Source organism: Curtobacterium sp. PhB146 (genome assembly GCF_004342995.1).
Taxonomy (GTDB): Bacteria; Actinomycetota; Actinomycetes; order Actinomycetales; family Microbacteriaceae; genus Curtobacterium.
Window position 1 is genome coordinate 389,633 of record NZ_SMBN01000002.1, and the last position, 16,302, is coordinate 405,934.

At 71.5% G+C, this 16,302-nt stretch carries 14 protein-coding genes; 11 read left to right on the plus strand and 3 right to left on the minus strand.

Translation table 11 applies throughout. The annotated features are described in order from the left end of the window. The first annotated feature begins 43 nt into the window (after positions 1–43). On the plus strand, positions 44–1,576 hold the full coding sequence (locus EDF33_RS10240; protein WP_123338750.1) for an MFS transporter: 1,533 nt from the start codon (positions 44–46) through the stop codon (positions 1,574–1,576). Between the two features lie 233 nt (positions 1,577–1,809). On the opposite strand, the gene EDF33_RS10245 is transcribed toward EDF33_RS10240, so the two are convergent. Beyond that, a complete protein-coding gene (locus tag EDF33_RS10245) occupies positions 1,810–2,838 on the minus strand; it encodes a GTP-binding protein (RefSeq protein ID WP_131879440.1) in 1,029 nt (342 codons plus the stop codon). Between the two features lie 57 nt (positions 2,839–2,895). On the opposite strand from EDF33_RS10245, the gene ykgO reads away from it, so the two are divergent. Continuing rightward, entirely contained in the window at positions 2,896–3,018 is a 123-nt protein-coding gene (gene ykgO, locus EDF33_RS10250) for a type B 50S ribosomal protein L36 (protein ID WP_131879438.1), read from the plus strand. Positions 3,019–3,046: 28 nt separating this feature from the next. Further along, positions 3,047–3,703, plus strand: a complete 657-nt coding sequence (locus EDF33_RS10255; protein ID WP_131879436.1) for a histidine phosphatase family protein — start codon at positions 3,047–3,049, stop codon at positions 3,701–3,703. 83 nt (positions 3,704–3,786) lie between these two features. On the opposite strand, the gene EDF33_RS10260 is transcribed toward EDF33_RS10255, so the two are convergent. Then, positions 3,787–5,547: a glycerol-3-phosphate dehydrogenase/oxidase gene (locus EDF33_RS10260; RefSeq protein WP_131879434.1), complete on the minus strand. Its 1,761-nt coding sequence runs from the start codon at positions 5,545–5,547 to the stop codon at positions 3,787–3,789. 191 nt (positions 5,548–5,738) lie between these two features. Between EDF33_RS10260 and EDF33_RS10265 the strand changes: the two genes are divergently transcribed. The 4 genes from EDF33_RS10265 to ald all read left to right on the plus strand — a co-directional run bounded on the left by EDF33_RS10265 (position 5,739) and on the right by ald (position 10,382). After that, positions 5,739–6,701, plus strand: coding sequence for a sugar-binding domain-containing protein (locus EDF33_RS10265; RefSeq protein WP_165901120.1), 963 nt, complete (start codon positions 5,739–5,741; stop codon positions 6,699–6,701). Between the two features lie 49 nt (positions 6,702–6,750). Continuing rightward, positions 6,751–7,710: an AraC family transcriptional regulator gene (locus tag EDF33_RS10270; RefSeq protein WP_132100001.1), complete on the plus strand. Its 960-nt coding sequence runs from the start codon at positions 6,751–6,753 to the stop codon at positions 7,708–7,710. Positions 7,711–7,764: 54 nt separating this feature from the next. Beyond that, positions 7,765–9,153, plus strand: a complete 1,389-nt coding sequence (locus EDF33_RS10275) for an FAD-linked oxidase C-terminal domain-containing protein (protein ID WP_123291993.1) — start codon at positions 7,765–7,767, stop codon at positions 9,151–9,153. A gap of 128 nt (positions 9,154–9,281) precedes the next feature. Beyond that, positions 9,282–10,382 carry an alanine dehydrogenase gene (gene ald, locus EDF33_RS10280; RefSeq protein WP_132100002.1) on the plus strand — a complete coding sequence of 367 codons (1,101 nt, stop codon included), beginning with the start codon at positions 9,282–9,284 and terminating at the stop codon, positions 10,380–10,382. A gap of 103 nt (positions 10,383–10,485) precedes the next feature. Here the strand turns inward: ald and EDF33_RS10285 are convergent, their stop codons facing one another. Beyond that, a complete protein-coding gene (locus EDF33_RS10285) occupies positions 10,486–11,286 on the minus strand; it encodes a tryptophan-rich sensory protein (protein ID WP_132100003.1) in 801 nt (266 codons plus the stop codon). 164 nt (positions 11,287–11,450) lie between these two features. On the opposite strand from EDF33_RS10285, the gene EDF33_RS10290 reads away from it, so the two are divergent. From EDF33_RS10290 to EDF33_RS10305, 4 genes are all read left to right on the plus strand, one after another. Further along, entirely contained in the window at positions 11,451–12,434 is a 984-nt protein-coding gene (locus tag EDF33_RS10290) for a magnesium and cobalt transport protein CorA (protein WP_243692430.1), read from the plus strand. Positions 12,435–12,448: 14 nt separating this feature from the next. Further along, positions 12,449–14,563 (plus strand): alpha-galactosidase, encoded by a 2,115-nt coding sequence (locus tag EDF33_RS10295; RefSeq protein WP_132100004.1) that lies wholly within the window; start codon positions 12,449–12,451, stop codon positions 14,561–14,563. Between the two features lie 60 nt (positions 14,564–14,623). Continuing rightward, positions 14,624–15,907 carry a chloride channel protein gene (locus EDF33_RS10300; RefSeq protein WP_123338757.1) on the plus strand — a complete coding sequence of 428 codons (1,284 nt, stop codon included), beginning with the start codon at positions 14,624–14,626 and terminating at the stop codon, positions 15,905–15,907. Between the two features lie 96 nt (positions 15,908–16,003). After that, a complete protein-coding gene (locus EDF33_RS10305) occupies positions 16,004–16,216 on the plus strand; it encodes an antitoxin (protein WP_123292323.1) in 213 nt (70 codons plus the stop codon). The last annotated feature ends 86 nt before the right edge of the window (positions 16,217–16,302 follow it).

Here is a 16,302-nt window from a genome sequence, read left to right on the forward strand (position 1 = left end):
CGAGCCGGTCCCTGCCGGCTCGTCACGATCCTCGAGGAGAGACATGGGCTCCGATCCCAGCCATACCCCGACCCGGCCGCACCGACGTCTGCGCGAGAGCGACGTCACCGTGGTCGACAAGAGCATGATGCGCCGCGCGGTGAGCGGCATGGTCGTCGGCAACACGATGGAGTGGTACGACGTCGGCGTCTACGGCTACCTGGCGGTCACGATGGGGAAGGTCTTCCTGCCGACCGCCGAGCCCGCCGTGCAGATCCTGTTCAGCCTCGGTGTCTTCGCTGCGACGTACATCGCCCGTCCGCTCGGCGGCATCGTCTTCGGCCGTCTCGGCGACCGCATCGGGCGCCAGAAGGTGCTCGCGACGACGCTCATCATGATGGCGGCGTCGACGTTCCTCATCGGAGCGCTGCCCGCCTACGCGACGATCGGGGTGTTCGCACCGATCGTGCTGGTCGTGCTGAAGCTGGCGCAGGGGTTCTCCACCGGCGGTGAGTACGCCGGTGCGACGACCTTCGTGACCGAGTACGCCCCGGACCGTCGCCGCGGGTTCTTCGCGAGCATCCTGGACTTCGGCAGCTACCTGGGCTTCGCGCTCGGAGCGACCGTGGTCTCGGTGCTGCAGATCACCCTCGGCGAGGACGCGATGGTCGCCTACGGCTGGCGCTTCCCGTTCCTGGCGGCCGGTGTGATCGGCGTCGTCGCGATCTGGTTCCGTCTGCGCATCGAGGAGTCGCCGGTGTTCCAGGCGACCCAGGCGGCGCAGGAGGCCGCGTCCGAGACCCGCGCGTCCTTCGACGGAGAGCGTCCCGCGAACGTGCTCGTGATGGTCCGGGACCACTGGCGGCCGATCGTCATCGCGATCATGCTCGTCGCGGCGTCGAACACCGTCGGGTACGCCCTGACCTCGTACATGCCGACCTACCTGACCGACTCGCTCGGGTACTCGCCGCTCGACGGCACACTGCTGACGATCCCGGTGCTCCTGCTGCTGGCGGTCATGCTCCCGCTCACCGGCAAGCTGTCCGACAAGCTCGGTCGACGCGTCGTGATGTGGATCGGTGCCGCGACGACCGTGGTGCTCGTCGTGCCGGCGTTCATGCTGATCGGGCACGGTGCGCAGTGGTCCACGCTGGCCGGACTCGGGCTGCTCGCACTGATGACCGCGCTGTGGGTGTCGAACCAGGCGGCGTCGCTGCCGGCGCTGTTCCCGACCTCGACGCGGTACGGCGGCATGGGTTTCGCCTACAACATCGCCATCGCGGTCTTCGGTGGGACCACGCCTCTGATCGTGCAGGCGCTGCTGACCGTGACCGGGGACGAACTCGCCCCGGCGTACTTCCTGATGGCGATGAGCGTCGTCGGCGCGATCGGCGTCTTCTGCATGAAGGAGTCCTCGCGCCGTCCGCTGCCGGGTTCGATGCCGGCGGTGGAGACCGAGGCTGAGGCGAAGGAACTCGTGCTCACGCAGGACACGAACCCGAACCTGGACCTGGGGGACCTGCCGTTCGCCGCGCAGGACGCTGCCGCCCGGGCCGCGGGCGACGCCGCCGAGGCCGAGGCCGTGCCGGCGCGCTGACACTGGGGGGCGCTCGCGACGCGACCACGGACGGGAGGCGCGGTGCAGGTCCGACCTGCACCGCGCCTCCCGTCTGTGCGTGCGCATGCTGCGACGTTCCACGCGTCGATCGACTCGTGTTCTGTCGGAAGATGCGCACGCACCGGATGCATGCGCATGCTGCGACGATCCACGCGTCGATCGACTCGTGTCCTGTCGGAAGATGCGCACGCACGCACCCGCGCGCACTCGCCTCACTCGTGCCGGTGCTCCGACGCCGGGTCCACCGCCGGCCACACGGGGAACGGGTCCGCCCACCCGCGCCACAGATCCGGCCCGGCCAGCAGCTCCGGCGGCGTGAGCAGCGCCTCGTCGAGGGCACGTTCGATCGCCCGCACGTCGAGCCGCTCGCCGACGAACCACAGCGCCTGCCCGATCGGGGCGTCGGCGTCCCACGACGGGTTCGCGGTGGGGTCGAGCGCGAGCATCGCCCCGAAGCTCGACCACGAGCCGACGTGGTCCGGGCGTGACGCCAGCCGGAAGAACCCCTTCGAGCGGAGCACCCGGCCCGAGCTACCGGCGGCCAGGTCTCGCTCGATCACGGTGGCCAGTCGCCCGGGGTGGAACGGCAGCGGCTCCCGGTAGCGCATCGCGACCAGGTCGTCGCGGGCGTCCCGGCCGGTGTCGGCTCCGCTCGACAGGGCGCGCATCCACCCGGCGCCCGAGGCCAGGACCCGAGCGGCCCCGCCGTTCGACGCGGGCAGGTCGCGCGCGGTCCGGAGTGCGGGCAGCGCCACGATCACGGCCTGCGGTGCGAGCCGGTGCAGCAGTGCGACCAGTGCGCGACGGCGGCGCAGGGACAGTGGCGCGAGACGGTCGAGCGCGATGACGGTCGCGTACTCGACGAGGGACGCCACCCGGTCGGCGGCCACGAACGCGTCGTCGACGTCGGACCACAGCAGGTGGGCGATGTCGTCGGCACGCAGTACCCCGACCACGTGTCGGAGCACCCGGTCGTCGCCGGTCTCGCTCCGGGCGGCGTTCGCGAGCATCATGCCCACGGCGCGGGCGTCGGAGCCGGGTCGCAGGGTGACGACGAGGCCGTGGTCGGCGTCGGGGCCGCAGGCGCGGTCGAGGTGGTCAGCCCGCTCGGCGACCGCGCGGGCCGCTGCGAACGCGCTCCCGTCCACGTGCATCCGGTGCCCGGTGGTGATCCGGGCGGCGACGCGGTCGGCGTCGGCCTCGTGGAGGGCGGTGACGAGGGTGATGGCAGCAGCACGCATGTCGGGTACCCTACCTGAAAACCGTTCTCAACAAGAGAGCGCCGACGGAGGAGAACCATGAAGGTCCGCAACTCGCTCAAGGCACTGAAGAAGATCCCCGGCTCGCAGGTCGTCCGTCGCCGCGGCCGGGCCTACGTCATCAACAAGCAGAACCCCCGCTGGAACACCCGCCAGGGCTGACGTCGGCGGTGGTCCGTAGGGTGGATCCATGCGACTGCTGCTCATCCGCCACGGCCAGACCCCCGCGAACGTGAACGGTGTCCTCGACGCCGTGGTGCCCGGACCCGGACTGACCGAGCTCGGCCAGCAGCAGGCGGATGCCCTGCCGGCAGCCCTGGCCGACCGGGGGATCGAGCGGCTCTTCGCCTCCACCATGGTCCGGACGCAGATCACCGCGGCGCCCCTGGCGGCGTCGCTCGGGCTCGAGCCCGTCGTGCTGCCCGGTCTGCGTGAGATCGAGGCCGGGGACACCCAGGGCAAGAGCGACAAGGTGTCCGTGCAGCTGTACATCTCGACGGTGCACGGCTGGTCCGGCGGGGACCGCACGACCCGGATGCCGGGGGCGGAGAGCGGGCTCGAGTTCTTCGAGCGGTACGACGACGCCGTGCGGCAGATCGAGGCCACCGGCGTCGGCGTGGCGGCGGCGGTGAGTCACGGTGCGGCGATCCGTACCTGGGCGAGCGCGGCCGCCGACAACACCCCGGACCACTTCGGCACCAAGCGCCACCTGGAGAACACCGGCATCGTCGAGCTCGAGGGGTCCTTCGCCGACGGCTGGCACCTGGTCGACTGGGAGGGCGAGCCGATCGGTGGTGACCAGCTCATCGACCGCACCGCGCTGGACCCGACCGGCGAGCGCTACTGACGCACGAGAACGCAACCCCATGACGGACGGGAGGCCCGGTACCAGCTGGTACCGGGCCTCCCGTCCGAATGCGGTCGCGTCGACTACGCGAGCTGCGACGCCGACGCCTGTGCCGTTGCGGACGTCAGCGGCACGATCACGCGGTGCGCCTCGCGCAGCACGTCGAGCGTGCGCTGGACCTCGTCCGCGCGCTCCTCGGGCGTCCAGTCGAGCGCCCCGGCGAGCACGTCGGCCAGCTCGTCGAGCAGATCGATCGTGACACCGCCGACGAACGCGAGGTTCGTGCGGCGCAGCACCACGTCGACCAGGTGGACGGCCTGCTCGTGCTCGGCGAAGTACGCGACCTCGGCGCGGGTGAGCGACGGGTCGGACTCGAGCGCCTCGACGGGGCCGTCGGTCAGGACGTCCACGACCTCGGCGGCACGGGTGCCGTAGCGCTCCAGCAGGCCTTCGACCAGGGACTCGTCCAGACCGTCACGGTGCGAGGTGATCCACAGGGCGCGCTGCGCGTCGGTGGTCGGGAACTCCTTGCCACCGCCGATCGCCATGCCGGTGGTGTCGACCTTGCGGGTCATCCCGAGCTTCGTGGTGGCCTCGGTCGACAGGTGCGCGGCGAGGGCGCGGAACGTCGTCCACTTGCCGCCGACGAGCGACAGCACGGTCGACTTCGGCAGCCCGGCGATCTGGGTGTCCACGATCCGGTAGTCACGCGAGACGAAGCCGGGGGCGGTGTCCTCGTGGCGGGGGAGCGGGCGGATGCCGGAGTAGCTGTAGACGATGTGGTCGCGGGTGACGTCGATCTGCGGGAACACGTGCTTCACGAGCCCGAAGAAGTAGTCGATCTCCTCGTCGGTGGTCGTGACCGGCTTCGAGGGGTCGGCGTCGATGTCGGTCGTGCCGATGAGGACCCGGCCCTTGAGCGGGTAGATGAGGACGATGCGTCCGTCGTCGTTCTCGAAGAACAGCTCGCGGCCCTTGGTGGCCTCGAGCAGCTCGTCGTTCTGGACGACGATGTGCGAGCCCTTCGTGCCGCCCATGAACTTCGTCTCGCCGCCGAACGCCTCGTTCGTCAGGTCGGTCCAGGGGCCGGAGGCGTTGACGACGACCTCGGCGGAGAAGACGAACTCCTCGCCGGTCTCGCGGTCGCGGAGCAGCACGCCGCCGTCGCGGGTGCCGGCGGCCTCGACGTAGTTGGTCGCGCGGGCGGTCGCCGCGGAGCCGGTCCCGGTGCCGGCGGCGATGCCGTCCTTGAGCACGTCGAGGGCCAGGCGCTCGGGCTCGTGCACGCTCGCGTCGTAGTAGGTACCCGTGTACTTGAGGTCCTTGTTGAGTGCGGGCATGTCCTCGAGCGCGGCCTTCTTGGTGCGGAAGACGTGCTTCGGGACGGAGCCGCCGTCGCGCGAGAAGGAGTCGTAGATCGTCATGCCGATCTTGATGAGCATCGCGCCGCGCTCCTTGGTGGAGCGCTGCTTGTGCGTCAGCATGCGCAGCGGGGCGTTCATGATGCCGGAGAACGTCGAGAAGATCGGCATCGTCGTCTGCAGCGGCTTGACGTAGTGCGGGGCGATGCGGATGAGGCCGTTGCGCTCCTGGACGCTCTCGCGCACCAGGCGGAACTCGCCGTTCTCGAGGTAGCGGATGCCGCCGTGGATCATGTGGCTCGACGCGGCGGACGCACCGGAGGCGTAGTCGCCGCGCTCGACCAGGGCGACGTCGACGCCCTGCAGCGCGAGGTCGCGGAACGTGGCGATGCCGTTGATGCCGCCGCCGACGACGAGGACCTGCGCGTTCGGGCGCTCGGTGAGGGCGGTCACCGTGTTCCGGGGCTGTGTCTTCTTCGACATGGTTCGTCGCTTCCTTCGTCTGTTCTCGTGGTCAGGATCGATCGTGCGCCGGTTTGGGAGGTCGGGCAACTTGCGTGCACGAACGTGCAGCACACGTGTCGTGCGCTCCGATCCGGGGGCCGGGAGGCACGACAGGGGTTGCAGAGGCCCTGCACGTCCGTGCATGGTTGCGTTCGACAGATCGGAGCACCATGAGCGATGCGGCTCAGCCCATGCGCACGCAGCAGGCGCTGCGCGCCGCCCACCTGTACTACCTGCAGGACCTGACGATGGACGCCATCGCGGACGAACTCGCGACCTCGCGGTCCTCGGTGTCGCGCCTGCTGAAGTACGCCAGGGACACCGGTCTCGTCGACATCCAGATCCGCTCACCCCTGGACCAGGCGGCCGCGCTGAGCCGCAGCATCCGCTCGCGGTTCGGGGTGCACGCGCACGTCGTCCCGGTGCCGGACCACACGAGCGACGTCGACCGGCTGGAGCGGGTCGCCCTGTCCGCCGCGCGGATCCTGACGCAGTACGTCGAGTCGAACATGGTGATCGGGATCTCGTGGGGCTCGACGGTGAGCGCGGTCAGCCGGTACCTCGTGCCGAAGACCACCCACGGCTCGACGATCGTGCAGATCAACGGCGCCGCGAACACCCGGACCACGGGCATCGTCTACGCCTCGGAGATCCTGCGGCGGTTCGGCGAGGCGTACGGCGCGTTCGTGCAGCAGTTCCCGGTGCCCGCGTTCTTCGACGACCCCGCCACGAAGGAGGCGCTGTTCCGCGAGCGCTCGATCCGCCGTGTGCTCGACCTGCACGAGCGGATGGACCTGGTCGTGTTCGGTGTGGGCGCCCCGCAGGCCCCGGTGCCGTCGCACGTGTACTCCGGCGGCTACCTCGACCCCGCGGACCGCGACGAGCTGACGAAGGCGCAGGTCGTCGGGGACGTCTCGACCGTGTTCTACCGGGCCGACGGGTCGTGGCGGGACATCGGCGTGAACGCGCGCGCCGGCGGGCCGGACCTCGACACCATCAAGCGCGCTCCGCGTCGGGTCTGCGTCGTCGCGGGCCGGTCGAAGGCCGCGTCGTTGCGGGGTGCGCTGGCGTCCGGGCTCGTCACGGACCTGATCCTGGACGAGAGCGTCGGGCAGGCGATCCTGCAGCCCTGAGTCAGGATGTGACCCGGTTCTGTCGGGGGTGCCGGGTACGTTCTCGGCCATGGTGATCTCGATGGACCGACCGGGCGGCCGGTACTCCCGTCGCGTGGTCGGCACGGACGTCGACCAGGCGCTCGCGTTCTTCGGGCGCGACTACGACTTCCGGGCACCCGCGGTCCGGCGCACCCGCCCCACCGCGCACTGGGACTTCGCCGGAGTCGGCGACGACCGGATGTCGCTACGGTCGTCGCGGTTCATGGTCGACCTGCGCAGCGAGAGCCAGGTCGACGACGAGTTCCTGGTGGCCTGGATGCGGAGCGGTTCCAGCCGGATCACCTGCGGCGGCGAGACCTGGGCGCTCGAAGCCGGCGTGCCCGTCGTGCTGCCGTTCGCCGAGCCGTACTCCCTGCACCACCGCGACATCGCGCTGAACCTCGTGCACCTGGACCGCGACTTCGTCCGGGCGCTGGTCGGCGAGGACGACTTCGCCTTCGAGCCGATGCAGCGCCCGACGGCTGCGGGCACGGCCGCGTGGCAGGACGTGGTCCGGACGCACTCGTCGACGTGGCTCGACGTCGACCGCGACCTCGACCCGATCGCGCAGCGCGACATCGCCGAGGCGTTCGCGACCGCTGCGATCCGTGCGTTCCCGCAGCGCGACCGCTGGCGCTCGACCGTGGCCGGCGGCGGTCCGGAGCACGGCCGCGTCCGCCGCGCGCTCGACTTCGTGCACGAGCACGCCCGCGAACCCATCGGCACACCGGAGATCGCCGCGGCGGCGGGGCTCAGCCCGCGCGGGCTGCAGCAGTCCCTGCGACGGCACCTCGACCAGACGCCCGGCGACCTGCTGCGCGAGGTGCGGCTCGACGGTGCGCGGGCGGACCTGCTCGGGGGTGCGCGCGACGAGACCTCGGTCGCCGAGATCGCCCGGTCGTGGGGCTTCGGGCACCTCGGGCGGTTCTCGGCGACGTACCGTGCCCGCTTCGGCGAGCTGCCGAGCGAGTCGCTCCGTACGCGCTGACCGCCGTGGGGGCACCGAGCCGGGGAGTCCACCCGGCGGCGGTAGCGTGACGACATGGACACCGTCGTCACCGAGCTCCGCTCCGCCCTGCACGACCCCGACGGCACCGTCGTCCGGACCGAACCGGGCGTGCTCGACGCCGCGCGGACCGACAAGTCCGGCTGGATCGCACCCGGCGGTCCGGTCGCCGTCGTCGAGGCCCGCACCGTCGAACACGTGCAGGCGACGCTCCGGACCTGCTCGGCCCTGGGCGTCCCCGTCGTCCCGCGCGGCGCCGGCACCGGTCTGGCGGGTGGCGCGAACGGCACCGAGGGCACGGTGGTGCTCAGCGTCGCGCGGATGGACCGCATCGTCGAGGTGTCCGTCGAGGACGAACTCGCCGTCGTCGAACCCGGGGTGCTCAACGGTGCGCTGAACGCCGCCGTCGCCGAGCACGGGCTGCGCTTCGCACCGGACCCCGCGAGTGCGGCGATCGCGAGCGTCGGCGGGAACATCGCCACGAACGCCGGTGGTCTGCGGTGCGTGAAGTACGGCGTCACGCGCGAGGCCGTACTCGGACTCGACGTCGTGCTGGCGGACGGCCGGCTCGTGTCGACCGGCCACCGCACCGTGAAGGGGGTGACCGGCCTCGACCTGACGGCGTTGCTCGTCGGGTCCGAGGGCACGCTCGGCGTCATCGTCGGCGCCACGGTCCGACTCGTCCCGATCCCGGCGGGGGAGCCCGCGACCCTCGGGGCCGTCTACCCGTCCGTGCAGCAGGCGGCGGCCGCGGCAGCGGCCGTCGTGGCGGGAGCGGATCGGCCGTCGACGGTCGAGCTGCTGGACGTCCTCGCCCTCGAGGGGATCGCGGCGTACCTGGGACCCGAGGTGATCGTGGAGACGGTGGGGAGCACCGCGGCGGGCGGGGTCTTCCTGCTCGTGGAGTTCGACGGCCCGGGCGCGACCGAGGCCGCGCTGGGAGCCGTGCCGCGCCTCCAGGCCGAGGGCGGGACCGTGCACCTGGCCGGGTCGGCGGCGGAACGCGAGCGCCTGCTGACGATCCGTCGGTCTTTCCACGCCGCGATGGAGTCGCGAGGCCGGGTGCTCATCGAGGACGTCGCGGTGCCGCGCAGCCGGCTCGCCGAGATGTTCGCCCGTGTCGAGGCCATCGGCCGCGAACACGGCGTCCCGATCCCGACCGTGGCGCACGCCGGTGACGGCAACCTGCACCCGAACTTCGTCTTCGACGGCGACGAGGTGCCGGCTCAGGTCTGGGACGCCGCTGATGCGATGTTCCGTGCCGCGATCGAGTTGGGCGGCACCCTGACGGGCGAGCACGGCGTGGGGGTGTTGAAGCGTCGGTGGATCGGTGACGAGCTCGGGGACGACGTGCTCGAGCTGCAGCGGGGGATCCGACGGGTGTTCGACCCGGCAGGCATCCTGAACCCGGGCAAGGTCTTCTGAGCGGCTGATCGCCGAATCTCATCGCACGGATGCGCCGTGTGTCGTCAGGATCTTCGGCCGTAACGTCACCGCAACGAATCCGGCGCTGAATGGTGTGGACGAGAGCACCACCCACGAAGGAGTCTGCGATGCGCATCGGCGTCCCCACCGAGATCAAGAACAACGAGTACCGCGTGGCGGCCACCCCGGCGGGTGCCGCGGAGCTGGCGCTGCACGGCCACCAGGTCCTGGTGCAGGCCGGCGCCGGCACCGGGTCGGCGTTCCCCGACGACGAGTACCGCACCGCGGGCGCCGAGATCGTCGACACCGCCGCCGAGGTCTGGGCGCGCGCCGAGCTGATCCTGAAGGTCAAGGAGCCGGTGGCGTCCGAGTACCCGCTCATCCGTCCGGGACAGGTGCTCTTCACGTACCTGCACCTGGCGGCCGACCGCCCGCTGACCGATGCACTCATCGACTCCGGGGCCACCGCGATCGCCTACGAGACCGTGCAGCTGCCGGACCGCTCGCTGCCCCTGCTGTCGCCGATGTCCGAGGTCGCCGGACGGCTGTCCGCCCAGGTCGGCGCCTACAACCTGATGCGCACGAACGGCGGACGCGGACTGCTGCTCGGTGGGGTGCCCGGCACGCCGAAGGGCCGCGTCGTCGTGATCGGCGGCGGGGTCGCGGGCGAGCACGCGGCGACGATGGCGCTCGGCATGGGGGCCGACGTGACGGTCTTCGACATCAGCCTGCCCCGGCTGCGCGCGCTCGACGCCCGGTTCGACGGGCGGATCACGACGCTGCGGTCGTCGGCGCACGCCATCGCGGAAGCCCTGCGGGACGCCGACCTGGTGATCGGTTCCGTGCTCATCCCCGGGGCGTCCGCGCCGAAGCTCGTCACCGATGCCATGGTCGCGGACATGCGGCCGGGATCGGTGCTCGTCGACATCGCGATCGACCAGGGCGGCTGCTTCGAGGGCTCGCACCCGACCACCCACGACGACCCGACGTTCGCGGTGCACGACACCGTGTACTACTGCGTGGCGAACATGCCCGGTGCCGTCCCGCGCACGAGCACGATCTCGCTGACGAACGCGACGCTGCCGTACGCCGTCGCGATCGCCGACCGCGGGTGGGAGGCCGCGCTGGCCGCCGACCCGTCGCTCGCCCTCGGCCTGAACGTGCACGCCGGCGAGGTCACGAACGAGGCCGTGGCGTCCGCGCACGGGTTCGTGGCGTCCGCGCGGTAGGCCCCGGCCGCCTGCGGGCCCGGCGCTGGCGCGCGTTGTTTCGCGCTCAGCGACAGTTCACGCAGCCTCGCGGCCGTGAACTGTCGCTGAGCGCGAATGTTGGCTAGGCCGTGCGCGCCGCCAAGCCACGCGCGCCGGACCAACCCGCACGCGCCCGCACGGCGACCGTCACCACCACGACCGCGGCGGCTGCGACCACCGCGGCCACGGCGGTCGGCGTCGACACCAGCGGACCGTCGAGCCGCGCGACCGCCACCCACGCCAGCCCCCAGGCCAGGGAGAGCATCGGCGCCAGGCGACCCCGACCCCACACCGCCAGCAGCAGCCCGACGAGCCCGGCCACCGCTGCGATGAGCACACCCCAGACGTCCTGCCCGAGTTCGAAGCCCCGGAAGCCCGCTGCCGTCAGCACCGCGGCCGTGTTCGCTGCCGTCGCGACGCACACCCACCCGAGGTAGAGGCCGAACGTGCCGTCGGTGACGATCGCCTCGACGACACCGGAGGGCTTCGTCCGCCGCAGGATCGTGAACGTCCAGACCAGCACCGCGAGCAGGGCCACGATGATCGGTTCGCTCGCCCACAGGAACCCGAACTGCACCGACAGGATCCACGCCGCGTTGAGCAGCAGCGACAGGATCGCCGGCACCGCCAGCTTCGCGTGCCGGTCATCGTCCGACGTGCGGAAGAGCTGGCGGATCGCGTAGGCGATGAGGCCGACGTAGACGACGCTCCAGATCGAGAACGCCGGGCCGTCCGGTGCGATGGCGGTCGACGACGCCGACAGTGCTCCGCCGGCAGCGTCCTGGATCGGTGTCCCGCCGGCGGCGCCGGACCCGACGAACGCTCCGACGACCGCCACGACGGCACTCACGGCGACTGCGATGCGCTTCCAGATCCTCTTCATGACCGTTCCCTTCGTCAGCATGCTGATGACCTGCACCGTAGGCGGGCGGTCCTGTCGGGCGCGCAGCGTGCGTTCAGCCTGTGGGGGACGGCGGACTGGAGGCCCGTGGCGGGCCCGCCACGGGCCTCCCGTCCGAAAGCCGGTCACCTGCGTACGGTGGTCGCGTGAGCGTCGAGATGAACACCGTGTACGTCGACCGGATCGCCCCGATGGCGAGTCCGTCGCTGGACGACACCTTCCGGATGCTCGACGAGCAGGGCGCGAGCGCGTGCATCGTGCTGTACCAACCGGACGCGCAGGAGCTCGGCGACGTCGCGGTCGCGCTCGGCCTGCACGAGCTCGCGGTCGAGGACTCCGCCGAGGGGCACCAGCGACCGAAGCTCGAGCGGTACGGCTCGACGCTCTTCGTGGTCCTCAAGCCCGCGCTCTACAACGACGGGCAGGAAGAGGTGGCGTTCGGCGAGGTGCACGCCTTCGTCGGCGAGGACTTCTTCCTCGTCGTGGTGAAGGCCGACCCGCGCGGCAAGCCGACCGTCCCGCGAGCGCTGCAGCGGATGAGCGGCAAGCCCGGCCTGGTGACGGTCGGACCGCAGGCGCAGCTCTGGGCGCTCATGGACACGATCGTCGACGGCTACGTGCCGGTGATCGACGGGCTGGAAGAGGACATCAACCAGATCGAGGACCAGCTGTTCGCGGGCGAGGCCGGGGTCTCGCGGCGCATCTACGAACTGTTCGGCGAGGTCGTCGACTTCCAGCGTGCGGCCCGACCGCTCATCCACGTCATCGAGAACCTGCACCGCGGCGCCGAGAAGTACCACCTGCCGATCGAGATGCAGCGCCGGTTCCGCGACGTCCTCGACCACGCCATCCGCACGGTGGAGCGGCTGGACACGTTCCGGCAGCTGCTGCAGAACGCCCTGACGGTCGACTCGACCCTGGCGGCGCAGAAGCAGAACGACGACACGAAGCGGATCTCCGGCTGGGCGGCGATCCTGTTCGCCCCGACGCTCATCGCCGCCATCTACGGCATGAACTTCACGCACATGCCCGAGCTGACGTGGACCTGGGGCTACCCGCTGTCGATCGTCGGGATGGTCCTGTTCGCCGCGATCCTGTGGGTCGTGTTCAAGGTCAAGCGCTGGTTCTGAGGAAGACTGGGGCCGTGACCTCGTCCGACCTCGTCCACCTGACCGCCGGGGGCGTCTCCCTCGTCCTCGACTGCCGTGACCACGCGCTGCCCGCGGTGGTCCACTGGGGAGCAGCCCTCGGGCCACTCGACGACGACGCGCTCGTCGCACTCGCCGACGCGGACGTCGCCCCCGTGGCCCAGAACGAGATGGACGACCCCGTCCGTGTCGCCGTGCTGCCCGAGCCGAACCGCGGGTGGAGCGGACGACCCGGCCTGGCCGGACACCGCGACGGCCACGACTGGTCGCCGGCGTTCACCGTGCGGGCGCTCGACGTCACCGACACGACCGTCACGGCCGAGGCTGCCGACGACACCGCGGGGCTCGCCGTCCGGCTGACGATCGAGGTGCTCGTCTCCGGACTCGTCCGTGCCCGGGCTGCCGTCACGAACACCGCCGACGGCGTCTACACGGTGGACGACCTGACGGTGGCGATGCCGATCCCGTCCGGTGCGCGCGAGGTCCTGGACTTCGCCGGTCGGTGGGGCAAGGAACGCACCCCGCAACGCCGTGAACTCGTCGTCGGCACCCACCAGCGTGAGAGCCGCAAGGGCCGGACCGGCGCCGACGCCGCGACCGTCCTGACGGTGGGGGAGCCCGGCTTCGGCTTCGCCCGCGGGCAGGTCTGGGGCGTGCACACCGGGTGGAGCGGGAACCACCGGCACCACGCCGAACGCCTGTCGACCGGGCGCCAGGTGATCGGCGGCGGCGAACTGCTGCTGCCGGGCGAGGTCCGGCTCGGCACGGGCGAGACGTACGAGGGGCCGTGGGTGTGGTTCACCCACGGTGACGGGCTCGACGACCAGGCCCGACGCTTCCACCGGTGGCTCCGCAGCCGGCCGCAGCACCCGACGACGCCGCGGCCGATGACGATCAACGTCTGGGAGGCCGTGTACTTCGACCACGACCTCGCCCGGCTGACCGACCTGGCGGAGCGCGCCGCGGCCCTCGGGGTCGAGCGGTACGTGCTCGACGACGGGTGGTTCCGCGGCCGCCGGAACGACCACCTCGGGCTCGGTGACTGGTACGTCGACGAGGACGTCTGGCCCGACGGGCTCGGGCCGATCGTGGACCGTGTCCGGGCCCTCGGCATGGAGTTCGGCCTGTGGTTCGAACCCGAGATGGTGAACGAGGACAGCGACCTCGCCCGCGCCCACCCGGAGTGGATCATGCAGGCGGACGGCCGACTGCCGATGCGGTCCCGCGACCAGCAGGTGCTCGACCTGGCGATCCCCGAGGCGTACGAGTACGTGCTCGAGCGGATGACGGCGATCATCGGCGAGTACGGCATCGAGTACGTCAAGTGGGACCACAACCGCGACCTGGTGGAGGCCGGGTTCCCCGGTGGCGGCGCGGCGGTGCACGAGCAGACCCTGGCGACGTACCGGCTGATGGCGACCCTGAAGGAGCGCTTCCCGACGCTCGAGATCGAGTCGTGCGCGTCGGGCGGCGCCCGGGTCGACCTCGGCGTGATCGAGCACACCGACCGCGTCTGGGTGTCCGACGACATCGACCCCCTCGAGCGGCAGCAGATGCACCGGTGGACGCAGCAGCTCCTGCCCCCGGAACTCCTCGGCGCGCACATCGCGAGCGGCAGGAACCACTCGACGGGCCGCGTCCACGACCTGGCCTTCCGGGCCGGCACCGCGCTCGTCGGGCACCTGGGCATCGAGTGGGACCTCACCGAGGCGACGGCGGAGGAGTCGGCGTCGCTGGCCGAGTGGATCGCGCTGTACAAGGAGCTGCGCGGGCTGCTGCACGGCGGCGACCTGGTGCGCATGGACGAGGTCGACGACTCCCGGCTCGTGTACGGCACGGTCACGCCGGACCGGCAGCAGGCCGTCTTCTTCCTGGCGAGCATCGGGCGGTCTGAGGTGTCCGGCACCGGTCGGGTCACCTTCCGCGACCTCGACCCGGACGTCTCGTACCGCGTCGACCCGATCGTGGTCGGTGACGGGCACGGGATCGTCCGGCCGGACTGGTGGAGCGGCGCACGGGTGTTCAGCGGTCGGGTGCTCGGCACGGTCGGCCTGCACCCGCCGCTCATGCCCGCCGACTGCGTGGTCCCGTTCCGTCTGACGGCCGTCTGACGACAGGCGGGATGACCGGGAGGCCCGGTGCCGGTGATCGGAGCCGCTAGGGTTTCCGACATGCCGCGCTCCGGACACGCGACCCCCGTCTGGGCGCTCAAGCTCGCCGTCGTCACCGCCCTGGTGGGCGTCTCCGGCGGCATCGCCGGCATCGCCGTGTGGCTCGCGCTGCAGCTCATCCAGTTCGTGGCCTTCGGGTACGGCTTCGGTGGGCACCTCGAGGCGGCGGACGCACCGTCGGCGCTGAACCGGTTCCTCGCCCTCGTGGCCGCCGGTGTCCTGACGGGCTTCGCCTGGTGGGCGCTCCGACGCTGGGGGCGTCCGATCGTGTCGGTCACCGCGGCGGTCGGCGGCAAGCGGATGCCCGCACTCGCGACCCTGGCGAACGCCGGCGTGCAGATCCTGGCGGTCGGGCTCGGCGCCTCGATCGGCAAGGAGGTCGCCCCGCGCGAGGTCGGCGCCTGGCTCTCCCAACTCGTCACCCGTCGTGCCGGTCTCACCCCGCGCGAGACGAAGATCCTGGTCGCCTGCGGAGCGGCAGCGGGCCTCGCCGCGGTGTACGACGTCCCGCTCGGCGGTGCGCTGTTCGCCGTCGAGGTCCTGCTCGGCGAGATCAGCTTCGCCACGGCCCTGCCCGCGTTCGCCACGAGTGCCGTCGCCGCGTTCGTCGCCCGGCTCGTGATCCCGGACGAGGTGCTCTACCACGTGCCGGCGATGCACATGTCGCCGTCGCTGCTCGTCTGGGCGATCATCGTCGGGCCCGTCCTCGGCCTGGCGGGCGTCGGGTTCGTGAAGCTCACCAACCGGCTGCAGGGCATCGCGCCCAAGGGCTGGCACCTGCTCGTCGTGCTGCCGGTGGTGTTCGCGATGGTCGGGCTCATCGCGGTGCCGTTCCCCGAGATCCTCGGCAACGGGCGGGCGCTGGGCATCGTCGCGATGAACGCCTCGCTCGACGACGACACCGTCGCCGGCCTGGCGCCGATCGTGCTGCTCCTGCTGCTCGGCGTCGTCCGCACGATCACCACGTCGGCCACGATCGGTGCCGGCGCGGTCGGCGGCACCCTGACACCATCGATCGCGATCGGTTCGGCGATCGGCGGCGGCCTCGGGGGCGCGTGGCTCCTGCTCTGGCCGGCTGACGGCCCGGGCCTGGCGGCCTTCGCGTTCGTCGGCGCCGCGGCGTTCCTGGCGACCACGATGCGGGCCCCGTTCACGGCGCTCGTCCTGGTGGTCGAGTTCACCCAGGAGGGCACCGACATCCTCATCCCGTCGCTGCTCGCGGTGTCCGGGGCGGTCGCGGTCGGGTACGTCCTGGCACGTCGACGCAGCGCCCAGATGGTGTGAACACTTCGTCACGTTCCGGGACAGACGTCGGTTCTGCGGCCTACGATCTGCGGCATGACGGAGCGACGGGCTCCGCACCGAGCTGAGGAGCAGGCCATGGCGGGGTTCGACGACATCACGAAGAAGGCCCAGGACTTCCTGAAGGACAACAAGGTCCAGGACGCCCTGAAGAGCGAGAAGGCCGAGGACATCAGCGACAAGGTCCTCGGGGGCGTCGCCGACGCGGTCAAGAAGGCCACCGGCGGCAAGTACGACGACAAGATCGACGGTGCCCGCGACGCTGCGGACAAGAAGATCGGCAACGAGTAGCCCCACCGTGCGACGGCCCAGGACCCGGCGTGGTCCTGGGCCGTTCCCGTGCCGACTGGACGCCGTCGGGAACAACGGCCACCATT